The organism is Streptomyces sp. NPDC003032, assembly GCF_053591415.1.
This window is the reverse complement of the sequence record NZ_JBSFTT010000044.1, coordinates 19594-45613: the sequence shown is the minus strand read 5'-3', so window position 1 is coordinate 45613 and position 26020 is coordinate 19594. Positions and strand designations below refer to the sequence as shown.

At 67.7% G+C, this 26020-nt stretch carries 18 protein-coding genes; 12 read left to right on the top strand and 6 right to left on the bottom strand.

The genetic code is table 11. From position 1 onward, the window contains the following. Positions 1–69 precede the first annotated feature (69 nt). The 6 genes from ACWDZ7_RS36980 to ACWDZ7_RS36955 are packed head-to-tail and all read left to right on the top strand — an operon-like array spanning position 70 to position 5983. Positions 70–744 (top strand): class I SAM-dependent methyltransferase, encoded by a 675-nt coding sequence (locus tag ACWDZ7_RS36980; RefSeq protein WP_451803133.1) that lies wholly within the window; start codon positions 70–72, stop codon positions 742–744. Further along, entirely contained in the window at positions 741–2057 is a 1317-nt protein-coding gene (locus tag ACWDZ7_RS36975; protein WP_451803132.1) for a N,N-dimethylformamidase beta subunit family domain-containing protein, read from the top strand. Before ACWDZ7_RS36980 ends, ACWDZ7_RS36975 begins: the two co-directional genes overlap by 4 nt. A gap of 13 nt (positions 2058–2070) precedes the next feature. Further along, complete coding sequence (locus tag ACWDZ7_RS36970; protein WP_451803131.1) at positions 2071–3213, top strand: glycosyltransferase family protein; 1143 nt, start codon at positions 2071–2073, stop codon at positions 3211–3213. A gap of 6 nt (positions 3214–3219) precedes the next feature. Next, complete coding sequence (locus ACWDZ7_RS36965; RefSeq protein ID WP_451803130.1) at positions 3220–4815, top strand: hypothetical protein; 1596 nt, start codon at positions 3220–3222, stop codon at positions 4813–4815. Then, positions 4767–5321 (top strand): FkbM family methyltransferase, encoded by a 555-nt coding sequence (locus ACWDZ7_RS36960; RefSeq protein ID WP_451803129.1) that lies wholly within the window; start codon positions 4767–4769, stop codon positions 5319–5321. The genes ACWDZ7_RS36965 and ACWDZ7_RS36960 overlap by 49 nt, the downstream gene beginning before the upstream one ends. Before the next feature lie 23 nt (positions 5322–5344). Continuing rightward, a complete protein-coding gene (locus ACWDZ7_RS36955; protein WP_451803128.1) occupies positions 5345–5983 on the top strand; it encodes a histidine phosphatase family protein in 639 nt (212 codons plus the stop codon). Between the two features lie 32 nt (positions 5984–6015). On the opposite strand, the gene metG is transcribed toward ACWDZ7_RS36955, so the two are convergent. Continuing rightward, positions 6016–7737, bottom strand: a complete 1722-nt coding sequence (gene metG / locus ACWDZ7_RS36950; protein ID WP_451803127.1) for a methionine--tRNA ligase — start codon at positions 7735–7737, stop codon at positions 6016–6018. Between the two features lie 326 nt (positions 7738–8063). Between metG and ACWDZ7_RS36945 the strand changes: the two genes are divergently transcribed. From ACWDZ7_RS36945 to ACWDZ7_RS36925, 5 genes are all read left to right on the top strand, one after another. After that, positions 8064–9359, top strand: coding sequence for a nucleotide sugar dehydrogenase (locus ACWDZ7_RS36945; protein ID WP_451803126.1), 1296 nt, complete (start codon positions 8064–8066; stop codon positions 9357–9359). Between the two features lie 14 nt (positions 9360–9373). Next, on the top strand, positions 9374–10345 hold the full coding sequence (locus tag ACWDZ7_RS36940) for an NAD-dependent epimerase/dehydratase family protein (RefSeq protein ID WP_451803125.1): 972 nt from the start codon (positions 9374–9376) through the stop codon (positions 10343–10345). A gap of 300 nt (positions 10346–10645) precedes the next feature. Then, positions 10646–11878, top strand: coding sequence for a helix-turn-helix domain-containing protein (locus ACWDZ7_RS36935; protein WP_451803124.1), 1233 nt, complete (start codon positions 10646–10648; stop codon positions 11876–11878). A 29-nt stretch (positions 11879–11907) separates the two neighbouring features. Then, positions 11908–12438 (top strand): flavoprotein, encoded by a 531-nt coding sequence (locus ACWDZ7_RS36930; RefSeq protein ID WP_451803123.1) that lies wholly within the window; start codon positions 11908–11910, stop codon positions 12436–12438. Positions 12439–12700: 262 nt separating this feature from the next. Then, complete coding sequence (locus ACWDZ7_RS36925; RefSeq protein ID WP_451803122.1) at positions 12701–13153, top strand: helix-turn-helix domain-containing protein; 453 nt, start codon at positions 12701–12703, stop codon at positions 13151–13153. A 561-nt stretch (positions 13154–13714) separates the two neighbouring features. On the opposite strand, the gene ACWDZ7_RS36920 is transcribed toward ACWDZ7_RS36925, so the two are convergent. Continuing rightward, entirely contained in the window at positions 13715–14044 is a 330-nt protein-coding gene (locus ACWDZ7_RS36920; RefSeq protein ID WP_451803121.1) for a flavoprotein, read from the bottom strand. 384 nt (positions 14045–14428) lie between these two features. On the opposite strand from ACWDZ7_RS36920, the gene ACWDZ7_RS36915 reads away from it, so the two are divergent. After that, the gene (locus ACWDZ7_RS36915; RefSeq protein ID WP_451803120.1) at positions 14429–15496 is read left to right on the top strand and encodes a hypothetical protein; all 1068 of its coding nucleotides are present in this window, start codon (positions 14429–14431) and stop codon (positions 15494–15496) included. A 57-nt stretch (positions 15497–15553) separates the two neighbouring features. Here ACWDZ7_RS36915 and ACWDZ7_RS36910 read toward each other — a convergent pair whose 3' ends face one another. The 4 genes from ACWDZ7_RS36910 to pglY all read right to left on the bottom strand — a co-directional run bounded on the left by ACWDZ7_RS36910 (position 15554) and on the right by pglY (position 26004). After that, positions 15554–17710, bottom strand: a complete 2157-nt coding sequence (locus ACWDZ7_RS36910; RefSeq protein WP_451803119.1) for a DEAD/DEAH box helicase — start codon at positions 17708–17710, stop codon at positions 15554–15556. 53 nt (positions 17711–17763) lie between these two features. Then, complete coding sequence (gene brxD / locus ACWDZ7_RS36905; RefSeq protein ID WP_451803118.1) at positions 17764–19116, bottom strand: BREX system ATP-binding protein BrxD; 1353 nt, start codon at positions 19114–19116, stop codon at positions 17764–17766. A 70-nt stretch (positions 19117–19186) separates the two neighbouring features. Further along, the gene (gene pglZ, locus ACWDZ7_RS36900) at positions 19187–22105 is read right to left on the bottom strand and encodes a BREX-2 system phosphatase PglZ (protein WP_451803117.1); all 2919 of its coding nucleotides are present in this window, start codon (positions 22103–22105) and stop codon (positions 19187–19189) included. Further along, positions 22105–26004, bottom strand: coding sequence for a BREX-2 system ATPase PglY (gene pglY / locus ACWDZ7_RS36895; RefSeq protein WP_451803116.1), 3900 nt, complete (start codon positions 26002–26004; stop codon positions 22105–22107). The genes pglZ and pglY overlap by 1 nt, the downstream gene beginning before the upstream one ends. Positions 26005–26020 lie beyond the last annotated feature (16 nt).

The following is a 26020-nucleotide window of genomic DNA, read 5'->3' as shown; positions in this document are numbered from 1 at the left end:
TCCACTACTTGCCCAGCCGCTTGGCCGACCAGCGCGGCAGCACCGCCATGCGTACAGAGAGGGATCATCATGCACGCCACACCGGACGAGCGCCCGCTCGGCCACTGGTCGCAACGCCAGATCGCCTACTACCGCGCACGGGCTTCCGAGTACGACACCTCGTACGCCGATCGGATGCGTATGCCTCAACTCAAGAATGCGCTCGACACGTGGCCGATCAGTGGTGACGTTCTGGAACTGGCATGCGGTACGGGCCAGTGGACCCAGTTACTCTCCAACCGTGCGAACAACCTGACGGCGCTTGACGCCGCGCCCGAGATGTTGGATGTCGCCCGTACCCGGATGCGGGGAGCGGCCACACGCTTCATCGAGGCGGACATCTTCCGGTGGGAGCCCGACCGCCAGTACGACACGATCTTCTTCGCCTTCTGGCTCAGCCACGTACCACCCACAGTGATGTCCAGCTTCTGGGACATGCTGCGGCGGTCCCTGAAACCAGGTGGCCGAGTGGTCTTCCTCGACGACTCGCGGGCGAAGGCGGAGATCGAAGAGCAAGTGCCCGAGGCGCAGGTACCGACTGTGCTCCGCACCCTCGCCGACGGTACGCAGCACCTCGCCGTCAAGGTGCTGTACGACTCGGCCGATCTCACCCGGCATCTGAACGACCTCGGGTGGGAGGCCCACGTCGAGCAGTTCGACCCCTACCACGTCGGCGGCATCGCGCGGCCCAGGAGCCACAAGTGATCAGCGTCAACGGCTATCCAGCGCGTCCCAGCGTGCGCGCCGGCGACGTAGTCCGACTGCATGTCGCCACAGAAGCCCCCCGGTTTCACGTCGACTTCTATCGCTGGGGGGCCACTCCCCAGCACACGGGTCACGTCGAGTGGCCGGGACGAGTGGCCGCCCCGGGCCGGTTCGACGCGGACTGGCAATGGCCCGCTTATGAGTTCCGCATTCCGCGCGACTGGAAATCCGGGGTCTACATCGCGGTCCTGAGCGCAGAGCCGACGTCCGACGCACCGGCCATGGACTCGCGGGACGCCAGGATGCTGCTGGTCGTCACACCGGCCGCTCCCTCGGCCGACAGGGTCCTCTACAAGATCCCGACCTTCACCTACCACGCCTACAACACGGCGGGCGGAGGCAGCCTGTACAGCGCCACCCGCGTGACGTTACGCCGTCCCGGAGGCGGTGTGGGAGGCCCCGTCAAGGGCCTGCCCGACCCGTACGACACCGCCTCCCCCCGCCAGACGTTCGCACACTGGGATGCGTCCTTCATCTCCTGGATGGAGGACAACGGGATCGAGGCCGACTACTGCACGGACCTCGACCTCCACGAAGGACGGCTTCTCAGCGACGGGTATCAGCTCCTGGTCTCCGCCGGCCATGACGAGTACTGGAGCGCCCAGACCCGCCGGAACGTCACCGCATTCCGGGATGCGGGAGGCAACATTGCCAACTTCGGGGCCAATACCTGCTGGTGGCGGGTGAACGTCTCCTCGGATGGAGCGGGGCTTGACTGCATCAAGTTCCCGCCCGAAGCGCCCGCCGGGACCGACCCCGACAGCTCGTACGGATGCCCGGACCACTGGTGGGAGACAGAACCCGAGAACACCCTGCTCGGAGTGAGCTACCGCAACGGTGGTGGTCACTGGGATGGCATCCGTACCCCCCTCGGGTTCACCATCACCGACGCCGACCATTGGGTATTCGCTGGAACCGGCCTGAAGACCGGCGACATCCTCGGCAGCGACAGGGCACTGATCGGATACGAGTGCGACGGCGCAGCGTACGAGATCGACGAACTCGGTCGCCCCCGCCCAGAGGGCCAGGACGGAACCCCGAAGAACTTCGAGATCCTCGGCATCGCCCCACTGCCCGCGGAGTGGAACTTTGCCGCCCGGGAACAGACGCTCAGCCCCCGAGCGGCAACCCTCGGCCTCTACACCGCTGCCGGCACGGTCTTCACCGCAGCCACCACTGACTGGGCCCGTCTGCTGGCCACCGACCCCCAGGTCGCGGCCATCACCCGCAACGTCATCACCCACCTCGCCTGACGAAGGGATCGTCGTGTCCGGACTCGCACAGCCCCTCAACGTGATCATCGGAGTCAACGGCATCGGAATGGGGCACTCAGTCAGACAGAGCGTGATCGCCCAGTACCTCCGCGACCGCGGACACCACGTGCGAATCGTCACCAACGGACGTGCGCGCGTCGACTATTTCAAGAACCTCGGCTTTCCCGCCTGGGATGGCTGGATGCCTTCGCTCCTCGCCCGCGGGGACCGCATCCACACCCGTGAGGCGGTACGCGCCAACATCCGACAGGCTCCTGCGGGCCTCGCCCAACACCTGCGCCTTCGCCACGCCGTCCGGGACACAGGCATCCCGGACGTGTTCATCACCGACTATGAGCCCAACACCTCGCGCCTGGCCTACCACTTCGGCAAGCCGCTGATCTCCATCGACCAGCAGAGCAAGTACCGTCACCTGGACCTGCCGACGGTCGGCCAATACGCCCGCACCGCCGACGAGCAGCGACTGCGCTACTTCACGCCCCGCGCCGACCGCTCCTTCATCTGCTCCTACGTCCCCCTGGACACCGACAACCAGACGCTGGAGTTCATCGCCCCAGTCGTCCCCGACCTCGTCCGCTCAGCGCCGGTCACCACCGAGCCCCTCGCCACGGCCTACTTCTCGCGCTACTTCGATCACGGCCCCGAGGAGTCCGTCCGCACCCTCGCCGAAGTCTTCCGCCAGTACGTTCCCGACCGCGCCCTGCGCATCTACGCGCACACGGATGAGATCGGGACCCTCCGCCGGTATGCCGAGGGAAAGATCGAGATCTGCGCCTTCGACCGCCAAGCATTCATCACCGACATGGCGCGATCCGAGGCTGTCTTTTCCAACGCCGGCTTCAACCTCATCAGCGAAGCCTTCGTCCTCGGCAAACCTGTCCACCTGGTGCCGCTGCCCACATATGACCAGCACTGGTGCGCCAAGGCCGTCCACGAGGCGGAACTCGGCGCCTGGGCACCGCGCATCGACCGTGCAGCGGTACTCGACTTCCTCAACCGCACTCGCGAGCTGCGCCACAACGTCGTACGCCACCGTGACCAGCACCTCACGTCCGACCCCCGTGAGCGCATCGCCTCTTACCTGGAGAGCCTGCCTGCGGCAACCGGGCGGGTCACCACACAGTCTGTCCTGTAGACGGTCATGGAGACCGCTTCGCTCCATACCGGCGTGGGCACCGCGGGGACTGCCGTCGCCGTCGTCGTCTGCTACCGATTCGCCGTCTCACCCGCCGTACGCGCCCTCGCCCAAAGGCCCAGAGCATTGCGGGCCGCCATCTATGCCGCCGTGCCCGCCGTGCTCCTTGCGTTCCGCCCGCTTCCAGAGCCGGGCTCGTTCTGGTGGCTTGCCGTCTTCATAATTGCGCTACTCACCTGGCAGGGCACCACCAGCGACTATGACGTGACCCAGCCCATCGGGCCACAGCGCCGCGACAAGCAGCTGCTGCTACTCCTCGCGGCCGCGTCGTGTCTGTGGACACCAGCCCTGCTGCCGTGGCTCGCTGTGTACTGCGGCAAGCTGCGCGGCTGGAGGCATCACGCGATGATGCCCCTGCGGCTGGTCAAGGCGTATCTCACCTGGTTCCTCGTCGCGCTGGTCGTCGGCCCCCGAGTGTCCGCGCCCGGGCTGCTTCTGGTCCTCGGCTGCGTCTCGCTGTCTCACTACGTCAAGCCGGCCTGGAGCAAGGCCCGCTTGGGGCCCCGCCCATGGTCGTGGGCCTGGCACAACCGCACCCACTACCTCATGGCCTCCGCGTACTCCTGGGGCTGGGCACGGTTCCTGCGAGCCGACACCGTGTCCCGCCTACTGCGTGGAGCACGCGTCGTCGATCGACCAGCCAACTTCCTCACGGTGGCCATCGAACTTGTCGGACTCGTCGCCTTCCTCGACCGGCGGCTCCTGATCGCGGCCCTGGTAGCCACCGCCCTGTTCAATCTGGCCGTCGCCCTCGCCTCCGGCATCCTTTTCTGGGAGAACATCTGCACCAACGTCGCCCTCGCGATCGTTGTCACGCTGTTGCCCGAGCAGGGCTACGACATGGTGTTCGGCTGGCCCGCCGCGCTGATCGCTCTTGTGGTAATCCTGCTCAGCGTCGCTGATCTCCTCTGGAATCCTTGGCACTTGGGATGGTGGGACTCGCCCTTCACCGCACGCACCCACTGGCAGGTGGAGACTGTCTCCGGCGCGAAGCTGGGTCTCTACAACGACTTTATGTGCCCGTACGAGCGTGAGTTCGGCCGCGTCCTGGGCTACTTCCTCACCGTCGAGCCCATAGTCCACGGACATCTCGGCATCGTCTGGGACCAGCAGCTACGCGATCGCCTCGTCCAATCTGACGGCGACCTCGACAAGCTGAACGCACTCAAGCAGACCTACGGCCAGAGGCAGACAGACCAGGTGCAGGCGCGCGAGCACATCGCGTTCCTGACCACGATGTTCACCCGCCTCAACACCGGTGCCCCGAAGGGCCCCGTGCCTCGGTCACTGCACAGCCTGAAGGCACCGGGCGGCCAGCTCTACTACTGGGGCGACCTCCCTCCCTACCGCGGCGAGGAGCCAGTCCGCCGCATCACCATCCGCTACGAGGAACGCCTCTACCGCCCAGGCGCAGGCGACTTCCTCCTGCTCACTGATCGCACCGTGAAGGAGATCGAACTCCTCACGCCCACCCCTGACCACGGGAGTACCCCATGCGCAAGGTCTTCGTCGACTGCGGAACGAACCTCGGAGTCGTCCTGAACCGCTTCATCAACGAGCTCCCGGACCACGACTTCTACGCCTTCGAGCCCAACAAGGAACTGCTGCCGTCCATCCACCAGCAGGTCGAACGGGCCGATCGCTCGCCCCGCGTCGAGATCTCTCACAGCGCGGTATGGACCCATGACGGGACGATTGATCTCTTCCTCGGCCATCACGAGAGCTCCACCGTGATGCCCGGCAAGCGGGTGCCGCCGATGTACGACCAGCAGATCGACTACAGCTCTCCCGTCTCCGTGCAGGCGACCGACTTCAGCGCCTGGCTACGCCGGACCGTCGCTCAGGACGATCACGTCGTCGTGAAAATGGACATCGAGGGCGCCGAGTACCCCGTACTCACGAAGCTGGTCGCCGACGGGACGATCAACCTCATCTCCGTCCTCTACATCGAGTGGCACTACGACCGCTTCCCCTCCATGAGCCGAGCCGACCATGACCAACTCGTCGCCGCCGTATCCGACTTCGTCGACGTCCGCGACTGGGACTAACCAGGGGAAGGGGACAGGCCAGCATGCACTCGAAGTACATCTACCTGATCAAGCACGGTGAGACCGAGGAGAACGCCCGCGGCATCCACCAGGGCCAGGCGGTCGGCGGCACACTCAGCAAGCGCGGACGCGACGACATCCGCACCGTTGGCTGCACCCTCGCCGCTGCCGGAATCACAGCTGACCAAATGCTGGTCAGCCCGATGTCTCGATGCCGTGAGTCGGCCGTACTCCTTGCCGCCGCGCTCTCACCGGCCGACGCACGCGTGGACGACCGACTGGCCGCGAAGAACAGCGGTCATCTTGGCGGCCGGCCCAGGGAGCTCGCGGCGGCGGAGGCGGCTAGACAGGATGTCCCCATCCACCAACTCCGCGCGCCGGGCGGGGAATCGTCCGAAGACGTACAAGCCCGCTACGTGCGCCTGTGGGACGAGGTCTGTGCTGGACCGCACCGCACAACTGTCCTGGTCGGACACGGCGGCGGAATCGCGTGCCTCCTGCTGAAGCTTACGCAGCACGGCTTCGAGCACTACCTCGAGTACGTGCCCGAATCTGGCTCCGTGACGTGGGTCGAGATCATCGAGGACGCCCCTCGGATCCGGCTGATGAACGGGCCGCCCACTGAGCTGGCCGGACACCTCACCGCCCGTACCGCCCGATGAAGCCGGGACCGGTACGGGCGCGGGAGAAGACGTCAGGCGTCGGCTCCGCCGAAACGGGTCCGGTAGGACTCCAGGTCCTCCTCCATGATTTTCGCGAAGAGGACCGGCGGCACGCTGAACGCCGTACCGGCCGGGACCGCGTCCAGGGACTTCGCCTGCTCGGCGGTGACCCAGGTCGCGGTGTCGCCCTCCAGCGCGAAGGCACTGCGCATGGCGGCGGAAGAGGCGGGGATGAACGGCTCCGAGACCACCGAGTACAGGTGGATCAGGTTCATCGCCGTACGCAGGGTCAGTGCGGCGCCTTCCGGGTCTGTCTTGATCTCCAGCCAGGGGGCCTTCTCCTCCAGGTAGGAGTTGCCCGCAGACCACAGGGCGCGCAGCGCGGCTGCGGCCTTGCGGTACTGGAGGGCATCCATGTGCTCCTCGTACTCGGCGAGCAGCCGTGCGATTTCATCGCCAAGCTTCTCCTCCACCTCGCCGGCGGCGTTGCCCGCAGGAACCTCGTCGCCGAACCGCTTCCGGGAGAAGGACAGGACGCGGTTGACGAAGTTGCCGAGGGTGTCGGCCAGGTCCTTGTTGACGGTGGCGGCGAAGTGCTCCCAGGTGAAGGAGGAGTCGTCGGATTCGGGGGCGTTGGCGATGAGGAAGTAGCGCCAGTAGTCGGCGGGCAAGGTCTCCAGGGCCTGGTCGGTGAAGACGCCTCGCTTCTGCGAGGTGGAGAACTTGCCGCCGTAGTACGTGAGCCAGTTGAAGCCCTTGACGAAGTCGACCTTCTTCCACGGCTCGCGGACACCGAGCTCGGTGGCCGGGAACATCACGGTGTGGAAGGGGACGTTGTCCTTGGCCATGAACTGGGTGTAGCGGACGGTCTCGTCGGCCTCGTACCACCACGACTTCCAGTCGCGGGTCTCGCCGTCCTGGGCGGCGTCCGCCCACTCCTTCGTCGCGCCGATGTACGCGATCGGGGCGTCGAACCAGACGTAGAAGACCTTGCCCTCAGCCGCGAGCTCCGGCCAGGTGTCGGCTGGCACCGGGACGCCCCAGTCCAGGTCGCGGGTGATCGCGCGGTCGTGCAGACCCTCGGTCAGCCACTTGCGGGCGATGGACGTGGACAGATGCGGCCACTGCGTACTGACCGAGCTGATCCACTCCTCTACCTCGTGCTGGAGCTTGGACTGCAGAAGGAAGAGGTGCTTGGTCTCGCGGACCTCCAGGTCCGTGGAACCGCTGATCGCCGAGCGCGGGTTGATCAGGTCGGTCGGGTCGAGGACTCGGGTGCAGTTCTCGCACTGGTCGCCGCGTGCCTTGTCGTAGCCGCAGTGAGGGCAGGTGCCTTCGACGTAGCGGTCCGGCAGGAAGCGGCCGTCGACCGGCGAGTACACCTGCCGGATCGCCCGCTCCTCGATGAAGCCGTTCTCGTTCAGCTTCCGCGCGAAATGCTGGGTGATCTCCACGTTCTGCTGGCTGGAGCTGCGGCCGAAGTAGTCGAAGGCCAGCTCGAACCCGTCGTACACGGCCTTCTGCGCGTCATGCGCCTGCGCGCAGAACTCGGCGACCGGCAGCCCCTTCTCCTTGGCGGCCAGCTCGGCGGGCGTGCCGTGCTCGTCGGTGGCGCAAATGTAGAGGACGTCGTGACCGCGCTGGCGGAGGTACCGGGAGTACACATCCGCCGGAAGCATCGACCCGACCATGTTGCCCAGGTGCTTGATCCCGTTGATGTAGGGAAGCGCGCTGGTGACCAGGTGTCGAGCCATCCTTGGATGCTCCATTTCGTACGTACGGCGCCGGTGCCACGGCGGGCCCAAGTCGGGAGGCTGCAGCCGACGCGACCACTCAAGTCGCACGATGACGTCACACAGGGTGACGGATCGAGGCTGCAAGCCACGGTCATCGTATCGAACCTGGGGAACGCCCTTCCTGCGGGTTCAGGGGTTCCACGGCAGGGCTGGAAAGGCACTCGGCCGTCCGAGACAGGCGGCCAAGCGAGTCTCGTACGGCCGAGGCAGTCCCATCTTAGAGCCACCGCACCGCCGCGGTTTCGCAAGCACTGCCTTCACACCACTCCAACGAGGTGGACAGCATGATCGAGAATTCCGAGTCCCCGCAGCTCCGCGTGGTCATCGTGGGGCAGGGATACGTGGGACTCCCGCTCGCTGTCAGCGCGGCTGAAGCGGGGCACCGCGTCGTCGGCCTCGATGTTGACGTACAGCGAGTGAAGCGCCTCATGCTCGGAGAGTCGTATGTGGAGGACATCCCGAACGCACGGCTGGCCCCGCTCCTCGCATCCGGCGCCTACCGCCCGAGCATCGACGCCTCCGACTGCGCGGAATTCGACATCGCGGTCGTCACCGTCCCGACGCCGCTGCGCGACGGCGTGCCAGACCTGTCGCATGTAGAGGACGCGGCCCTGACGCTCGGCAGCCACCTTGTGCGCGGAGCGACGGTCGTCCTGGAGTCCACCACGTACCCGGGTACAACCGAGGAGTTGTTCGGCCCGCTCCTTGAACACGCCTCCGGCCTGACAGCCGGCATCGACTTCCACCTCGGCTACAGCCCCGAACGCATCGACCCCGGCAATCCGGACTGGAAACTGGAGAACACCCCCAAGGTCATCTCCGGTATCGACGCCCCATCCACCCATGCCGTCCGCCGCTTCTACGCATCCGTCGTCGAGACCGTCGTGCCGGTTTCGAGTTGCAAGGAGGCGGAGCTGACGAAGCTGCTGGAGAACACCTTCCGGCACGTCAACATCGCGCTCGCCAACGAGCTGGCGATCTTCGCCCACGAACTCGACATCGACATTTGGGCTGCCATCGACGCCGCGTCCACCAAGCCGTTCGGGTTCATGCGCTTCACCCCGGGCCCGGGGGTGGGAGGCCACTGCCTGCCCATCGATCCGTCGTATCTGTCCTGGCGCGTTCAACGCGCCCTTGGGCGCAACTTCCGCTTCGTGGAGCTGGCGAACGACGTCAACAACCACATGCCCGACTACGTGGTCCGCCGCCTCGTCGACGGTCTCAACGAGCGCAAGAAGTCCGTCAACGGATCCCGCATTCTGCTCCTTGGCCTCGCCTACAAGGCCAACACCGGAGACGCGCGGGAAACCCCGGCAGCACGGATCGCCGAGATGCTCACCAGTATGGGAGCAGAGGTCCAGGCGGCTGACCCGCACGTCCTCGACGACGCGCACCCTCCCGCCGCCAGCCTCACAGCCGTCCAGCGAGTCGACGTCACCCCCGAGCGCCTCGCGGCGGCCGACGCCGTCGTCCTGCTCGCCGACCACGACGCCTTCAACTACCCCGCGATCACCGCGCACGCCACATACATCCTCGACTGCCGCCGCCGACTCGTCGGCACACACGTCGACTCTCTCTGAAGGGAAACCCCTCCGTGGACATCGTGATCACCGGCGGCGCCGGATTCATCGGCAGCAACCTCGCCAGGACCCTGACCGAGCACCCCGAGATCAACCAGATCCGGGTGATAGACAACCTCTCCACCGGCTCCAAGGAGAACCTCGCAGACCTCGACATCCGCTTTGTCGAGGGCGACATCCAGGACGCCGAACTCCTGGACCAGACGTTCCACGGCGCGGACGCGATCGTCCACCTCGCTGCCCTGCCATCCGTACCGCGCTCCGTGAAGGACCCCCTGGCCAGCCACCACGCCAACGCGACCGGAACCCTCCAAGTCCTCGAAGCCGCCCGCCGTGCCGGCAACCTGCACGTGATCGCCGCTTCTTCCTCCTCGGTCTACGGCGCGAACCTCCACCTTCCGAAACATGAAGACCTCAGCACTGCCCCGATGAGCCCTTACGCCGTTACCAAGCTAGCGACCGAGGCCTACCTGAGCGCGTACCACCACAGCTACGACCTGCCGGTCCTGCCCTTCCGCTTCTTTAACGTCTACGGCCCCGGCCAGTGCGCCGACCACCCCTACGCCGCCGTCATCCCGAAATGGATCAGCGCCACGCTCGCCGGCCAGCCCATCACTGTGTACGGCGACGGCACTCAGACCCGAGACTTCACCTACGTAGGCACCGTCTGCCAGGTTCTCGCTGATGCCCTCCTTCGCCGAGTTGTCGAACCCCGTCCGGTGAATCTGGCCTTTGGCACTCGTATGTCTTTACTGAACGTGATTCCAGTGATCGAGGCGGCGGCGGGAATTCGCGCTCGCAGGCAGCACCTGGCCCACCGAGCCGGTGATGTCACCGATTCCCAGGCTGACAGCACTCGCCTGCGGTCACTCTTCCCGCGAGTCGAGCCCATGCCGATAGAGGGGGGCATATCTGCGACGGTTGAGTGGTTTCGCCCTCGCTCCCGGGAAGCCCTTGCTGGCTTCTCCCCGGGATCTCGGCGGTGAGCCCGGCGTGAATGGGCAGCGAGTCCGCGGTCTGGCCTCTCCCGAGCCCCAGCACGCCAGCCGGGGCAGGCAATCCCCGTGATCGTGAGACTTGCGTGTGAAGGGCCATGGCTGTCACCCGTAGAAGGCCCGTCAGAGTTCATGCCGGGTGCCGGCCGCCACTAGCGGCGGCTAGTTCCTGCCAGTTCGGGAAATCCAAGCCCGTACCACCACTGCGGCACGCGCCACCACTCCCTGATCTCGAGGGCCTGCTTGACCGCTAACGTGGATGACGGACCAACCGTCGGGGAGGCAGCGCGCATGCGTGGTCTTGGGGATCACCTCAGCATCGGAGAACGGATCGCGTTCTACCGCGAGCGCCGGGGCTATACGCAGCCTGTGCTCGCCGGACTCGTCGGGCACAGTACCGACTGGCTGTCGAAAATCGAGCGCGGTGTGCGGAAGCCGCCGAGGATCGACAAGCTCACCGAGCTCGCCCGTGTACTGCGGGTCCCGCTCGGCGACTTGATGGGGCAGCCCGTCCTCCTGGAGGACGATGAGAAGCACATGGACGACGTGCCAGCCGTCCGCGATGCGCTGATGAACCCGCGCCGGCTCTCCAAGCTGCTGTTCGGCCGTACGGCGGAGCGGCAGTTGCCCCGGCCGGATCAGGCGCAGGTCTTCGTCGAACGCAGTTGGGGTGACTACCAGGCCGGCGTCCTTGGGGACGTCATCACCGCCCTGCCCGGACTGCTCAGGAGTGCCCAGGAACTGGAAGACCTTCCCCCTGGCGATCAGCGCCGACGCGGCCTCGCCGTCTCGGCTCGTACGCACCACCTGGCGGCGACCACCCTCGCCAAGGTCGGCGAGTCCGACCTCTCGTGGCTCGCGGCCGAGCGAGCCATGCGGGCCGCTGACGAATCCGAGGACCCGCTGTCGCTCGTGTCCGCTGCCCGCTCCGGTACACACGCACTGCTTGCCAACGGGCGCTACTCGGACGCCCTCGAACTGGGCGATACCGCAGCGGCCTGGCTGGCCAGTCAGGTTCGTGCCGACGACCCGGCCGCCTTGAGCCTGCTTGGCATGATTCATCTGCGAGCCGCTGTGGCCGCCGCACGTCACCAGGACCGCCCCACCGCCAACTCTCTGCTGGAGAAGGCCAAGCGCCTCGCCGACCGGCTCGGCTCCGACGAGAACCACTGGCAGACATGCTTCGGCCCGACGAACGTCGAACTCCACCGTCTATCGATCGAGCTCGACCTGGAGAACATCCCGTACATCGTCGAGCACGGCGACATCGACGTCTCACACATGCCAGCAGAACGCGCCGTGTCCCACCGCATCGACTACGCCCGCGGCCTCTGCCTGAAGGGTCGCGTCGACGAGTCCTTCAGAGAGCTGCGGGAGGCCGAACGTACCTCGCCGCAGCTCGTGCGGAACAATCCACGCGTACGCGAGACCCTTCGCGATCTGAGGAAACAGTCCCCGGTCACGGGCGGCAGCCACTCGTCCGAGCTGCTGGCCATGGCCCAACGATGCAGGGCGGTGCAGTGAGTTCGGTGCGAGGCAAGGTATTGGGCGTCGTGGGATCGAGCGCCGGCGGGGTCGAGGAACTGCGTACAGGGCTCGTGATCCCAGCGCTCGAACGGGGCTGGACGGTCGCGGTCACGCTCACACCGACCGCCGACCAGTGGCTTCGCGTGAGCGGGGAGACCACGGAGCTCGAAGGACTGACCGGGCTTCCCGTACGGGCCGAATCACGCCTGCCGGGTGACTCCCGTCCGCATCCGCCAGTGGCCTGTTACGCCGTTGCCCCCGCGAGTGCCAACACCGTCGCCAAGCTCGCCCTCGGGATCTCGGACAATCAGGCGTTGACACAGGTCAACGAGGCCATCGGGACACTGGACCTTCCGGTAGTCGTCTGGCCCCGGGTGAACGCTGCGCATACCCGCCACCCCGCCTGGGAGGGGCACATCAAAGCCCTTCATGATTCGGGGGTGCGGTTGATCTACGGAGATGAGGTGTGGCCGCTCGCCGAGCCGCGGGCGGGGATGCCGGGGCGCCCGTATCCGTGGAGAGCCGTACTGGATGAGGCAGGCAGGGCTGTCTCCTGACAACCCTGCAATGAGGTTGAAGGCAAAAGGAATTGGACCCGGACAGTCTGTCCGGGTCCTTCGTCTTGGCCGGCGCCACTCTGAGGGCATCACCGACCAACGGAGGCACGGGATGCCCGATCAGGGATTGAGTGCGGCGCTCCCCGGCGCAACGATCTGGGGCGACCCATCCAGGGGCTGCCCGACCACACGCACAGGTGTGGACGCTTCCCGGTCTGCGGACCCCAGGGCGAAGCGTCTTGTCACCCCACCGGAGAGCCAGGTGTCGACGACGCTGCCCTCCACACCTGCTGGCGGCACCCGGTTCTGCGGCCTCTGCCGATGCCGTCTGAGCCGGTACAACAGGGAAGACCTGTGTGCCGGTTGTAGCCGGGACCACCGGCGCCAGGAACCAGCCGAGTGCACCGTCCCCACGGGCGTCTGGCAGTTACCCGATGTCCGCCAGGCTCTGGTCAACCGCGAATTCGGACGCATGTGCCTGCTGATCAGACAGCACGGTGGGGTCCGCCAAGACGACATAGCCGCAATCACCGGCCTGAGCCAAGCTTTCCTGTCGATGCTCGAGTCCGGAGCTCGCAAGCTGACCAACATCGACAAGATCATTCAGCTGCTGGATGGCCTGCAAGCTCCACCAGAACTCACCGGACCGATGCTGCGGCCTAGCATCCATTACCAGCCTCGTTGCTCTACGCCTACGGCTCTCTCGCGTTGCTGACCTCGCCGTCCTCATCACAGCCTGCGAGGTGCTAGCCGTCACCGGGTGGATCGTGGCCCCTGCCCGAACCCCGTGAGAACCCGTCGCGCGGTCCGATCTGCTTCCCTCACCCTGACGGAATGCCGAACACCATCACCCCGCGCCTCCAGTACAGCGCCACGGCCGTGCGCTCGCGCTGAGACGACCGCCCACAGGCCATCTGTCGGCTCATCTCCCGCCGCCTGGACGGCGTGGTGGATGCAGGGCCGAGCGCCGGGAGCGGGTTCACCAGCGGCTTCGCCGCCGTGCTCCGTGGAGCTGGCGAGCTCCGGGCTTCGCGCGGCGTTCACGCTCGTTCACCGGGCCTCTCCTGGGCTACGACGTAGTGCGCTTCGCGCTTGTCGCTGAGGCGTGAACGAGTTCATTGTGGCCTTGTTCAAGCTGCTGCCGCAGTAGAGTCCAGAGGAAGGGGCTGCGATTGCTCGGCGGCCAGAATCCGTACGCCCCACTCGCGGAGGATCGGGATCGAGCGGCCGTACTGCGGGTGCCCCGCGAGGCTGGCGTTGGGCCGTGGAACCACGATCACTGGCAGTCCTGCCCCCAGTGCCTCCGCGGCGACGGAGAGAGGGTGTCCGCGATGCCGGCAGCAAGCTTCTTGATCGTGTTGAAGGCCGCCGGGGCCACGACCACGGCTTGTGCAGTGAGCAGCTCCACTGGGTCGTCGGGATCGATCTCCCAGCGCACGGCCAGCCCCGAGCACTGCCCGGCCGCGGCAATGTCTGTAATGAGCCGTCCGGTTGGGCTGGTGATGACATAGGAGCCCCAGCCATCTGCACGCAGGGCGGCTGCGAATTCTGGGAGGTCGCCGATCGGGCGCGTTCCACACCCCACGAGGTGCAGTACTGGACGCATGCGCTGCTCCCCTCCAGGTGAGGCGATCACGCCACGTATGGGTGGGCGGGCAGCGAGGTTTGAGGGGCTCCCGGTGCATCCGGGCTGACCAGCAGGCCAACCATCGTAGGCGGATGAGAAGGTCGGGGCGGGGGACGGGGGTTCACAAAGGGGGCGAGGGATGGTCGAGGATTCGACGTGCGGGGCTTTCTGCTTGTGAGTGATCACGAAATTCCCCAGGCAGGGCGGGTTCACAACTGCGTGTCCAGACTCCTTGCGCTCACACCGCAGCGGCGATCCGGTGCGCACGTGGCGGTGGATACGGGATAGGTCCAGTCGGTTCCAGGAGAGGGTGAGAAGATCACATTTGGCAAGTTCGGTGAACGGCAGGGGTGGGGCAAGGGCATGGCAAAGAGGTCCGCGTTGCGGGGGTACTTGCTCGAGGAGGCCCTGGCCTGGTTGCTCCGGCACAGCGGTTACCGGCTGCTCGTCGACTATCGACAGGACGATGCCGAACTCATCGGATCAGGCGGTTCTCTGCGTGTTCGTGGTCGTGGCGCTGTCCATCAGGTTGACGTGCTGGGTGAGTTCGCCTTCACCCCAGCCTTCTCCCTCCCCGTGCGGATGTTCCTAGAAGCTAAGCATCACTCGACCCCGTGCGAACTGGAGGTCGTGCGCAATGCGCACGGCGTCCTGCACGACGTCAACGAAAACTTCATGAGTCATGCCGGTACGCGGCCCCGACGGCGGTACCAATACACCTACGCGCTCTTTTCCGCCAACGGGTTCAGCCCGAGCGCCCAGCAGTATGCTCTCGCCCACCAGATCTCCTTGGTGGACCTGTCCGGAGAGTCCTTCACATGGCTGCGCAAGGCGATCCGGACCACTGCGGCCAGCCTTTACTCGGCGCAGAATGCCCATGCCGTTGCCCGTTTCCCTGTGACATGGATGCGCAAGGTACTCCGCGAGGCTCTCGGCACATGGCCGACAGGGGTGCCGCCACTGCCGGTCACTACCAACGCCGAGCAGTTCAAGGCTGCCGCCTCCGTGATCCTTACCCAGTTCGTCGATACCTTGGAACAGCACGCTGCGGCTGAGCTGCTGCTCGGTTTCCCTGCGGCCCCTTTCATCCTGCCGCTGGCCGCCGAGGACCAGGAGCAGTTCCTCTCTTACGCCGAACAGTGCCCCGACCACGCTGTGCGGTTGCGCCGGTCTGGGCAAGCCGCAACTGCTGAGTGGACGCTTTCCCCGCGAGAAGACGAGGGCGCATATCGCCTGGCCTTCAAGCTGCCGGAACACATTGAGGTATGGATCAGCGGGATTGAAGAGAAAGAGCGGCAACGCATCCTGGACATCAAGCAGCAATTCCTGTCGAGCATCACGATCTACCGCATGAACGGCAGCGGTGTCCGCGCCTACCAACTCAGATATGAGCCGAGCGAGTTGCGGCCGTCTCCAGGCGGAGGGCAATAGCGGATCAGCGAGGGGAGGGAACTGCACCGGCAGTAAATCGCCTGTGTGCCGGGCTGTTCAGGTGCCCCATTCCATCCGTACAGGCTCGCGGGCTGCGGCGAGGGCGCCGTCGAAGTCGGCGAGGCGTTCGGCGAGGGTGGTGGTGGCGATGCGGGGCGGGAGGGCTACCGAGAACTTCAGGCCGCGGACGGCTCGCGGGTCGACGGTGGGCAGGGTCAGGGAGTCGGGTAGTTCGGCGCGGGCGGTCTTCCAGTCGGTGGGGGCGAGGTCCTGGCGGAGCCGGACATGGGTGTCGGTGGGGCGCTGCACGGGGTCGGCGAGGTTGCCGAGGGAGGCGGCGAGGGTGGCGTTGGCGCGGTAGCCGGCCCAGGTCCACCAGCGGGTGGCGTCGGCGTCGCGGACCAGCAGGGTGCCTGCCGGGTGTACTTCGTGGGGTGCGAGGTCCAGGCGGAGTTCGGCGAGAGCCGCGATGGCGCGGCGGGTGAGGCGGACGTCGGGGTCCGTGCCGAGCAGGACGTCGCGCATGGCGCGGGTGAGGACGTAGGACAGCCCGCGGGCTTCGCTGCCCTGCCATTTGGCGATGCCGCCGTCCTCGACGGGCTCCACGAAGGCACGGCGTCGGGCCCAGTCGATGAACGTGACCTGCCAGCTGCGGCCGGCCAGCAGCAGGCGGCGTGGGCCCGGTCGTTCTTCGGTGAGGACGGTGGGGTCGGTGGTGCCGATCTCGGTGCGTCCGGCGAGCACGGTGAACTCGGGGGGTGCGGTGAAGGATGCGGTCAGCTCCATGAAGTGCCGGCGGCCGAAGTGCTTCTCGGCTTCGGGGCCGATGAACAGCATGCCGCCGTCGTTGTCGAGGAAGTCTTCCGCGACCAGGTGCGACAGGACGGGCGCGGCGGACTGGTCGAAGGGAGCCAGGCCGTTCCACTGCTCTGGCCACAGCCGGTCGCCGATGCGGTGTTCCTGCAGGGTGACGGCGAGGAGTTGCTGTGCGACGAGATGGCGGGGTGAGGGCGGCGGGGTGACGGGCTCCACCCAGCCTCGGGCCCACAGAGTGAGCAGGCCGGCTGCTTGGAGCAGGGTGTCGGGCCGTGTTGCGAGGAACAGGCAGTTGCGGGAGGTTCCGGAGCGGCGTCCGGTGCGGCCGATGCGCTGCAGGAAGGAGGCCACGGTGCTGGGTGAGTCGATCTGGATGACGCGGTCGAGGTCGCCGACGTCGATGCCGAGTTCGAGGGTGGAGGTGGAGACGATGACGCAGTCGCGAGCTTCGGCGAATGCCTGCTCGGAGCGTGTGCGTTCGTCGGTGGAGAGGGAGGCGTGGGAGAGGAACACGGTGACGTCGCGAGCGCGCAGCGCCGCACCGAGTTCTTCCACCTGCTTGCGGGAGTCGCAGAAGACAAGCCGTTTCTCGCCCCGGTGCAGGGCGGAGATCACCTTGGCGGCGTTGGCGAGCGATCCGACGTAGTCGAGCTCCACCTCTCCTGCGGGACGCGGGAGTTCGGTGCTGCTGGCGTTGCCAGAAGTGGCGGGCAGAGTGACGCCGGGGGCGACGACCCGGCCGGGGCGGTCGGCTGGGCTCGCGCCTTGGAGCCAGGTGAGCAGGGCGTCGGGGTTGCCTACCGTGGCGGACAGGCCGATGCGCTGGATGCGGTGGCCGGCGAGCCGCTCCAGGCGCTCGAGTACGGCGAGCAGGTGCCAGCCACGGTCGTCCCCGGCGAAGGCGTGCACCTCATCGACGACGACGGCACGCACCCGGCCCAGCATGTGCGCGTGGTCGGTCTTGACGCTGATGAGCATCGCTTCGAGGGACTCGGGCGTGGTGAGAAGTAAGTCGGGGGACTCGGTGCGGATGCGACGGCGTACGGACTCCGGGGTGTCGCCGTGCCAGAGGGCGGCTCGGCGCCCCAGCCACTGGGCGTAGCTGTCGACCCGGTGCACCAGGTTGTTGAGAAGCGCCTTGAGCGGGGCCAGGTAGAGGACGGAGGTGCCGGTCCAGCGCTGCTCTCGCATGGCGGACAGCAGCGGGAAGGTGGCGGCCTCCGTCTTCCCTCCGGCCGTCGGGGCGAGCAGGATCGCGTCCTCGCCGTCCATCAGCGGATACACGGACGCCTTCTGCAGGGGTCGTAGATCGGGCCACCCGAGCGTGTTGACGATGTGGTGCAGGACTACCGGGTCGAGGCGCTCCACCGGGTCGGTGCCGCGCGGCTGCTCCTGCACGTCTGTAACTCCAGGGCTGCTCGTCAGAGTTGGGGACTTCAGAAACTGGGTCGTCAGAGGTCGAGGTCGAGGTCGTCCGCCGACGCGGCCGGTGCGGGCGCGGCGAAGTTTCGTTCGGTGGCGGTGAGATCACCGCTGCCCACGGTTAGCTTGTAGTGCGTGCGCGGGTCGAAGTCGGGGAACTGGTCGATCCGGTCGAGTACGTCGCCGACCAGCTTCTTCAGGTACAGCCGCGGTGCGACCCCGACCTTCCCGCCGAGAGCTCCGCCCACAGCTCGGGCCAGGTCGGTGAGGTAGACGTCGTCGGCGAGCTGCTTGATGCGATCGGGGGACTGGGAGCCTTCGGCATACAGGTCACGGATGGTGGATCCGAGTCCGACCAGCGATTCCTCGGTGAATCCAGGCAAGCGGATCTGGACGGCCCGCGGATTGTCGAACCGCGGGTCCGTGGTGAAGTCCGTGGCGAGGCGCTGGGCGAGCGGCGCGAGTCGCTGGACGCCCTGCTGACCGTCGTAGAAGGCGGGCGTGCCGGTGATCACGAGGTACAGGCCAGGGAAGCGGCCGGAGTGGACCTCGTCGATGAGCTGGCGCAGGGCGTTGAGTGCCTTGTCGCGGGCGTCGGAGCGGACCCGTTGCAGGGTTTCCACCTCGTCCAGGACGAGGATGAGTCCCGCGTGGCCGGCATCTCGGAGCACGGTGAGGAGGCCCTGCAGGAAGCCGAAGGCGCCGAAGTGGTCGAGGTCGCCTCGGACGCCGGCGCTGCGCCGGGCGGCTGCGGCGACGTGCGGCTGGCCGCCGAGCCAGGACATCACCGCGGCGGCGGTGGCCTCGTCGCCGGCGTCCAGGGACTGCTTGTATCCGCGTAGGGCGGTAGCGAAGGCGGGCGCGTGCCGGGACACCTCGGCCAGGCGGGCAGTGAGCAGCCGGTCCACCGCCTGCGCCAGCTCCCCCTCGCCGGTGCCGTCGTCGAGGGCGTCTTCTTCCAAGGCGTAGAACCAGGCGTCGGTTACCGGGCGCAGAGCGCTGGGCGGGAAGCTCGAGGTGGTCAGGCGTTCGGTGAGGCGCCGGTAGACGGTCTCGAGCTTGTGCAGGGGTGTCTCGGTCTCCGACACCTGCACTTCGGCCACGGCGAAGGTGCGACGCTTGGCGCGTTCGCCGAGCCAGCGAGTGAAGAAGGTCTTGCCGGAGCCGTACTCGCCGCGTACGGCCTTGAACACCGAGCCACCGGCGGCGACGGTGTCCAGTTCCTCGTCGACTGCCTGCTCGAACCGGCCGAGTCCGGTGGCGAGCAGGTCGAGACCGCTCTCGGGGACAGCGCCGCGCCGCAGCGCGTCCACCACGGCGCGTCGGCGTACGGCCCCGACGGGGGCGGTGGCACCGGAGGCTGAAGATTCAAACCCGTTCACCGGAACAGTCTCCCATCCGGCCGGACGCGGTCCCGCCGGTTCGAAGGCCGATGGGGTCGGTGGCATGTGTTCACAGACCGAACTGCTCGATCAGCTGGGCCCGGTGTAGGCGCAGGGTGCGGTTGTCGGGGAGGATCTCCAGGATCTGGGCGCCGTCGTAGTTGAGGATCTGGGCGAGCGTCGCAGCGAAGCCAGGGGCGCGGGTGGCCGGCTGGCCGGCGCGCTCGGCGAGGGCGGTCATCGACAATGTGCCTGCTTCGACGAGCGCAGTCAGCGCCTTCGGGAGAACCGTCTTGTCGCGTGGCTGACGGGCGAGCAGGTCCAGCTGCGTCCGGTACAGCTCGGTGGCCATGAGTCGCTCCACGAGTGTGGTGACTGGGTCAGCTGCCGGGGCAGGGGAGGGGGCGACCTCCGTCTTCGAAGGCTCGGCAACGGCCTGCTGTGCAGGTTCGGCAGTTGCCTGCGGTGTCGGGGGCGCCACCTCCTCTTCGCCGAAGAGGCCGATGACGCCCTCGGGCACGGGCGGGGCGGACTTCTTGGACTGCTTACGCTGCGGGTGCACTGGGGCAGCGTCGTGGGTGGGAGCCGCTTCTTCCTCTACTTCGACTGCGGCCTCGGCGCCCTCCCACCACATGGGTGCCGGGTCGCCCAGCTCGCGCCAACCTGCGGGCGGCTCGGCGCCGAACGGCAGCAGGGCGAGCAGCGGGATGGTGAACTCGGCGAGTGTCGCACCGCCGTGATAGCCCGCCTTCAGCGCGGTGTACCGGGCGTCGTGGTCGCGCAGCGCGACGATCCGCGCCCCCGGTTCCGGCCAGATGACCCGGGGCCCGGCCAGCTCTACCTCGGCCGGTGCTACGGGTCCGCCGGGGGTGCGATGGCGTGCCGAGCCGACGGTGCCGCCGACCACATCGAGCTTGCTACTGCGCCGCTCCACGACATGGCCGTGGTCGGAGGTGATGAGCACGGTCATGTCGTTCGCTCGGGCGGCGCGCAGCAGCGGTTCCAGGCCGCCGATCTCCTTCGCGGCCCATGCGCCGTCGCCAAGCTTCTGCTCCTTGCCGAGTCGGTCGTCCACGGTGTTGAGGACGACCGCGACGTGGGTGCGTTCGTCGGCCAGCGCCTCGGTGAGAGCGGTGGAGAAGGGCGAGCCGGTGTCGGGCCCGCGCAGGTCGTCCTTGTGAAATACGGCAGCCGGGGCCCCGTTCCAGCAGGGATGGAGAGGGAAGAGCCGCTTCTCGTCGTTCTGGTCGCCCTTCATCAGGGTGCCCGCGAACAGAGAGGTGCGAGAGATGGTGGTCAGGGTGGGCAGTGCGGCAGCCACCGCCCGTCGGACCGGCAGACCGGTCGCGTCGGTGAGGGGGTCGAACTCGGCCCACTGGCCCCGTAGTTCTTCGCCGAGCTCGGCGGCGATCGCGGCACTCATGCCGTCGATGAGGAGCAGCAGAACCCGTCGGCCAGGACTCTGGACGACAGGCGTGACGACGCGGTTGAGGAAGCTCTCCACGGTGAGCATGGAGCGGGGACCGGTGCCGTCCGCGGTCCACACCGCAAGCCGCTCGGAGAATGCCTGGTCCAGCTCCCTGCGCCGCTCGCGGACCTGGTTGCCGATCCGGCTGTACGCATCGGAGAGTGCGGCGTCCGCGTCGCCGCCCGCTTCCAGGTGTTCCAAAGCTCGGTCCACCCAGCCGAGTTCGTGGATCTGACGGGCGGTGCCGTCGGCCACCGAGGCGATCTCGGATCCGGGCTGGGTCGTGAGCCAGCGCCGCAGCCGTGCTGCCATCCGTACCCGCTCGATACGGGCCTGGTTGGTGCCGTCCGCGGCCAGTGCGTGCTCGACCAGTGCGGTGACGGCGGCTGTGACCTTCTCCGCGTCTCCGTCGGAGAGTGCGCGGCCCGCGGCCGTGAAACGTGCGTCGAGTCCGGATTCGAGCAGAGGGCTGGCCGAAGCGGCAGCCTGCGCCCCGAACTGCGTGACGAGCTGTGCGGCCCGCGTCAGGACGGGGTCGGCGAGCCGGTGTTCTCCCCGGTCGACCAGGCTGCGGACGTACGTCTCGCCGTTCTGCCCGAAGGAGGTCAGGAGCCTGTCGAGTTCGTCACCTTGGGCGGGCGGCGCTTCGCCGAGCCACCGCTCGGCACGCCCGCGCGCCCGGTACAGGTCGTGGTCGGCTTCTGCATGCCCCCACAGCGCTGCGCACACCACCGCATACGCCGCCGCGTCCGCCCCGTGCTCGGCGTCCACCAGAGCGGTGACGATCCGGCCGGTGGAGCCGCCTTGTTCGGGCTCGGACAGGAAGCGGGCCAGACCGGCCCGTTCCGGGCCGCGCAGGTCACGCAGGAGGTCTGGGCCGCCGGGGGTGAGGGTCCACTGGAACAGTGCGACGGGATCGATGCGGTCTCCGTCGTCGTGAGCGGCTGGCCGTCCGAGTGGGTTCGTGTCGTGGCGGCCGAGCCGCAGGCGCCGCCGGGCCAGCCGGGTGAGGGCCTCGTCGCGGGAGAGCAGGCCCCTGCCGAGTGAGGGCCATCCCCGGGTCGCCGCGGCGTCGAGGAGTGCTTCGGCCGCCCACTTCTCGCCGCGCAGCCGCCCGTCGAGGCCGCGCGCGTCGAACGCTTCCTGTACGACCTCCCAGTTGTCGACGGATCGGATCCTGCCGCCGTAGACGCGGGCGAGCAGCCCGGGGTCGAGGTCGGTGTCCTCTCGATCGGTGAGGACAACCAGGACCTTGGGATCGACGGGCTCCGCCGCGTCGAGGTGACCCAGGATCTGCTCGTGCACGGCGAGCACCGAGGGAGCCACGGCCACCCGCACCTGCAGCCCGCCCGCCGTCCGCTGCACCACGGGCGCATCCCAAGACGGAGCGGCCCGCAGCAGCAGTACGCGGGGCGTGCCATCGCCGAGCCGGCTGCGAGCGGCGACGTACTGACGGACGGTTCCTGCGGACAGTCGGGCGGGGCCGACGGCCGCAGGGACTGTGGTGACCGTGTCGGGCATCAATCGACGACCTTCCAGACGACCTCGACGGTTGCGTTCGGGTTCTCAGCTGCGAGCGCCGCGATCTCCGCCTGCAGTTCGGCGGCGGCTCGGGAGGCGGTGGTACGCCCGCCGCCGGAGCGGGCCGCGGACCGCGACGGAGTCTGAGGCCCTGGCCCCGGCCCTGGCTCCGGCAGTACCTGCGGGTGGGCTGAACCAGTGTTCAGATCCACGCTCTCGGAGCTGGGCGGCAGTTCGGCGGGCGGCTGGGGCTGCTCGGCCGCGGTCCGCCGGGACCTCAGCAGGGACAGCACCTCCCGGCCGGCGGCGGTCAATACTCCGGGCAGGTCGGGGTAGTCACCGGGGTCGCCGGCAGCGGCGTCCCGCACCCGCTCCAGGACCGCCGCGCCGTCCACGCCGAGGGTGTCGGCCAGGCTCAGCTGGTCCCAGACGGTGTTCTGCAGCGCGCCGGCGACCTTCCCGGAACTCATCAGCGACATGCCGAAGCGATGTGGGGTGAAGTCGCCGAGGTCGAAGCGGGCGAGCCGGTCCACCACGGACTTGGCATCGATCCCGGCCTCGGTCACCTCCTTGACCAACTCCTGCGCCCGTCGGGCGAGAACGAGCCGGGGCGAGTCGTCGCTGAGCTGGAGGAAGTCGCGGTGCTTCTCCAGCTCCCCGACGAGCCGTCCGGTGTCCTGCGCGAGCGCGGCGGCAGCCTGCCTGATCTGTCCGGCGAACTGGTTGACGATCCGCCCGCGCCGCAACTGCGGTGCCCCCTTCCCGAGCATCGGCTCGAAGCGCTTGCGCGCTTCGTCCCAGTCGCTCTCGCTGGGCAGCTGCTGCTCGCGCAGCGCGTAGTCCCGCTTCAACTCGTGCGGTGCGGGCGCGGGTTCGATGGGCACCCCGCCGCGCACCCACACCCGGTCGGTCATCTCCGCATACGCGGCGGCAACCAACCGCTGCAACGGCTCCGGCAGCCCACGCCGATCGGGCAGCTCACTCCAGTCGCACAGCTTGACCAGGGTCGGCTCGGCGACGCCGTCCCGGCGGGCCTGGGCGTTGAAGTGGTCCGGCCAGGCGGTGGACTGCCGGTAGTACGCCTCCCGCATGGCGCCGAGCCCGAGCCCGCCCGCGATCCGCGCCATGACCTTGCGGTCCTTGGCTTCGACCTCGACCTGTCCGTCACGGTCCTCGGCGGCCTTACGGACGTACTCGAAGACGCTCCTGATCTCGGCAGGCTTCACGGGCCTGCCCGAGCCCTCGGGGTCCAGATCAGGATGAGCGGGGTACTGCTGCGCAAGGAGCTTGCCCACCAGATCGCGGGCAGCGGACTCCAGCGGCGCGCCGAGCGGGAGCCGCAGATCGGCTGCATCCTGCTGGGCGACCAGATGGTTCTCGAAGCTGAGGTCGACCACCCCTTCCTGCTTCTGCGCAAGCCCGTACGCCTGCCGCAGGGACAGGTTGACCCGCTCAGTGAGGACGACGAGTTGCGACTGGAGCATGCCCTTGGCACGCTCCTTGTCGTCCGCGTTCAGGCTCCGCGCGTACTCGGCGTCGAAGCGGGCTTCGTCCGCGAGGGCCTTGTCGATGACGACGAGACGCTCGAAGTCGGCACGGGAGGCATCCGTCAGATGGGTGGGAAGCCAGGCAAGGGTCCGCGAGTCACCGCCAGGCTTCTCCCGCAGGGCGCGCAGCCGCTGCAAGTCATCCATCGGGCCGAACTCGCCCTCGTCGTACGGGAAGTCGACGACGAGGCGCCAAGCGTCGTCCTGGCTGGGGCGCAGAGTGGTCTCGGGCAGGGAGTCGGGATCGGCGACGTTCCCGAAGACCACCTCGACCTGCCGCTCGGTCCCCTTCCACACCAGTCCGAGCACGTCGTACGCGTCGAAGCCGCCGGGGCCATCGCTGACGCCGAGCGCATCCTTGAGCAGGGCACGCATCTTGGTCCGCCGGTTGCCCTGGTTGTTGTGGACCTGGGCGTTGGCGAGGACGGCGTCGAGGTCGACGCCGGTGAGCTCCAGGCGTACCACTGCGCCCGGCCCGGTACCGGTGACCTTTATCTCCGGGAAGTTCACCGCCCATTCCTTGACCTTGTGCTCAAGGCGGCCGACCTCAGTGCCTGCGATACGGGTGGTGATGGAACCGTGGTTGAGGGCGTGTAGCCGCGCGAGGGTGAGATCCGCGAGAGCGGGCACACTCGGCGCCAGCGCGGACAGCAGCAGGGTCTGCAGCAGCCGACTGTCACCGGTGAAGTCACGGCAGCGAGCAGTGAGTTGGGGATCGTTGAGGGCCTCGGGATGACGGCGGTACGCCTCGACCTGGTCCTCGGTGACCTGGTTGGCCTTCAGCAGATACGGGCGCAGCTTGTCCCGGTACAGCTTGTCGGCGGCCTCGAAGTGGACACTGGTCTCCCCGCTGAACGCCTTGTCGCCGCCCCCTGCGATCGCCGGGTACAGATCACCGAGCGGCACGAGCTGCCCGAGCCGCCAGTCGTCGCGGTGGTCGACGAGCAGCTGGCTCATCAACTTCAGGCCGGTACGGGAGCGCTGCAGCGCGGCGGAGATGTGCACCAGGGTGTCCATGAACGTCGGCGGGAACGGATACGTCCGCCGGAACGCGGTCTCATCCGCCCCCGTGGTCGACTTGTCGTGACCGAGCAGGGTGTCCCACACGTCGGAGCCGAGCTTCTTGGCCTCGGCGAATGCGGCCTCCACCTTTGCCTCGGCCTCGTCGGTGGCGGGCTTCAGCAGTCGGGCCTGGGCGATCTGCGGAAGGTTCCGGTCCTCGAGCACCACCTTGTCGAAGCGCCCGCCACTGAACTTCAAGGTGTCCTGTACGGCAGCCTCGGCGGCCCCCGACATCTCCTCGCCGACCAGCTCGCGCAGATCGCGCTGGCGGGCGATGAACGACACGACCGGGATGGCGCGCCGTTCGTCTGCGCCCTCCACAAAGTTCGTGATCTTGTCGGCTTCGCGGGAGACGAACTTCTGGTCGTGGATACGGGAGGCCAGCCACAGGATCAACTCGTCCATGAACAGGACGAGCCCGTCGTAGTTGAGCTCCTTGGCGTGTGCGGCGATGATGCCGAGCCCCTTGTCCAGGGAGACGAACCCGTCGGCGTCCTCGGAGGCGTTCCGCGCGAAGGAGGGGAACAGGGTCTGGGTGAGGTCCTGCACAAGGCGGGCCCTCAACTCCTGTGGCGTGGAGGGGTTCTCCAGGTCGAGACTCTTGGTGTTGTCGTGCTCCTCCTGCGCGGCAACCGCCTGGTCGAGCAGCTCGGTCGTCCAGGCGAAAGAGTCACCCCACTCGTCCTCCTGGCCGCCTCCGGCGTCGGCGAGCTGTTCGATCACCCGCTCGTCGCCGTTTCGTCGGCGCTGCTCGGCGAAGTCCTCGAACAGCCCGTCGGTCAAGTAGACCTGGGGCAACGGGCAGCCGGGGTGCAGTTTGCGTACATGCTCCACATACTTGCCGAGCACGCGCTGTTCCAGGGACTTGGAGCCAAGCATGTGGTAGGGCACCAGCAGGAACTTGCGGTCGTCGGAGTCCAGCCAGGAGTGCCGCGTGCGTACGGGGTCGAGATCCGCGCGGGCTCGAGCGGCCTGATTCCGCGAGAGCAGCGCGTATAGCACCGCCATGAAGTGCGACTTACCGGAACCGAACGAACCGTGCAGGTAGGCGGCCTTGGACGAGTGGCTGTCCAGTGCCGACTTGATCAGGTCTAGGGCCTCGTCGAAGTTTCCGAGGAGGCGGTCGGTGACGACGTAGTCTTTCAGCGCCGCCTCAGCGCCCTCGGGAGTGACCGCCTCGTTCAGCTTCAGTACGAAGTCGGAGGTGGACACCGACTCCGGGATGTCGATCAACTCGCGCAGCAGCGGCCGGTCTTCGGGGCGCGGGGTGTTCTTGCTCATGAACGCCATGGTGTGTTTGCTCCTC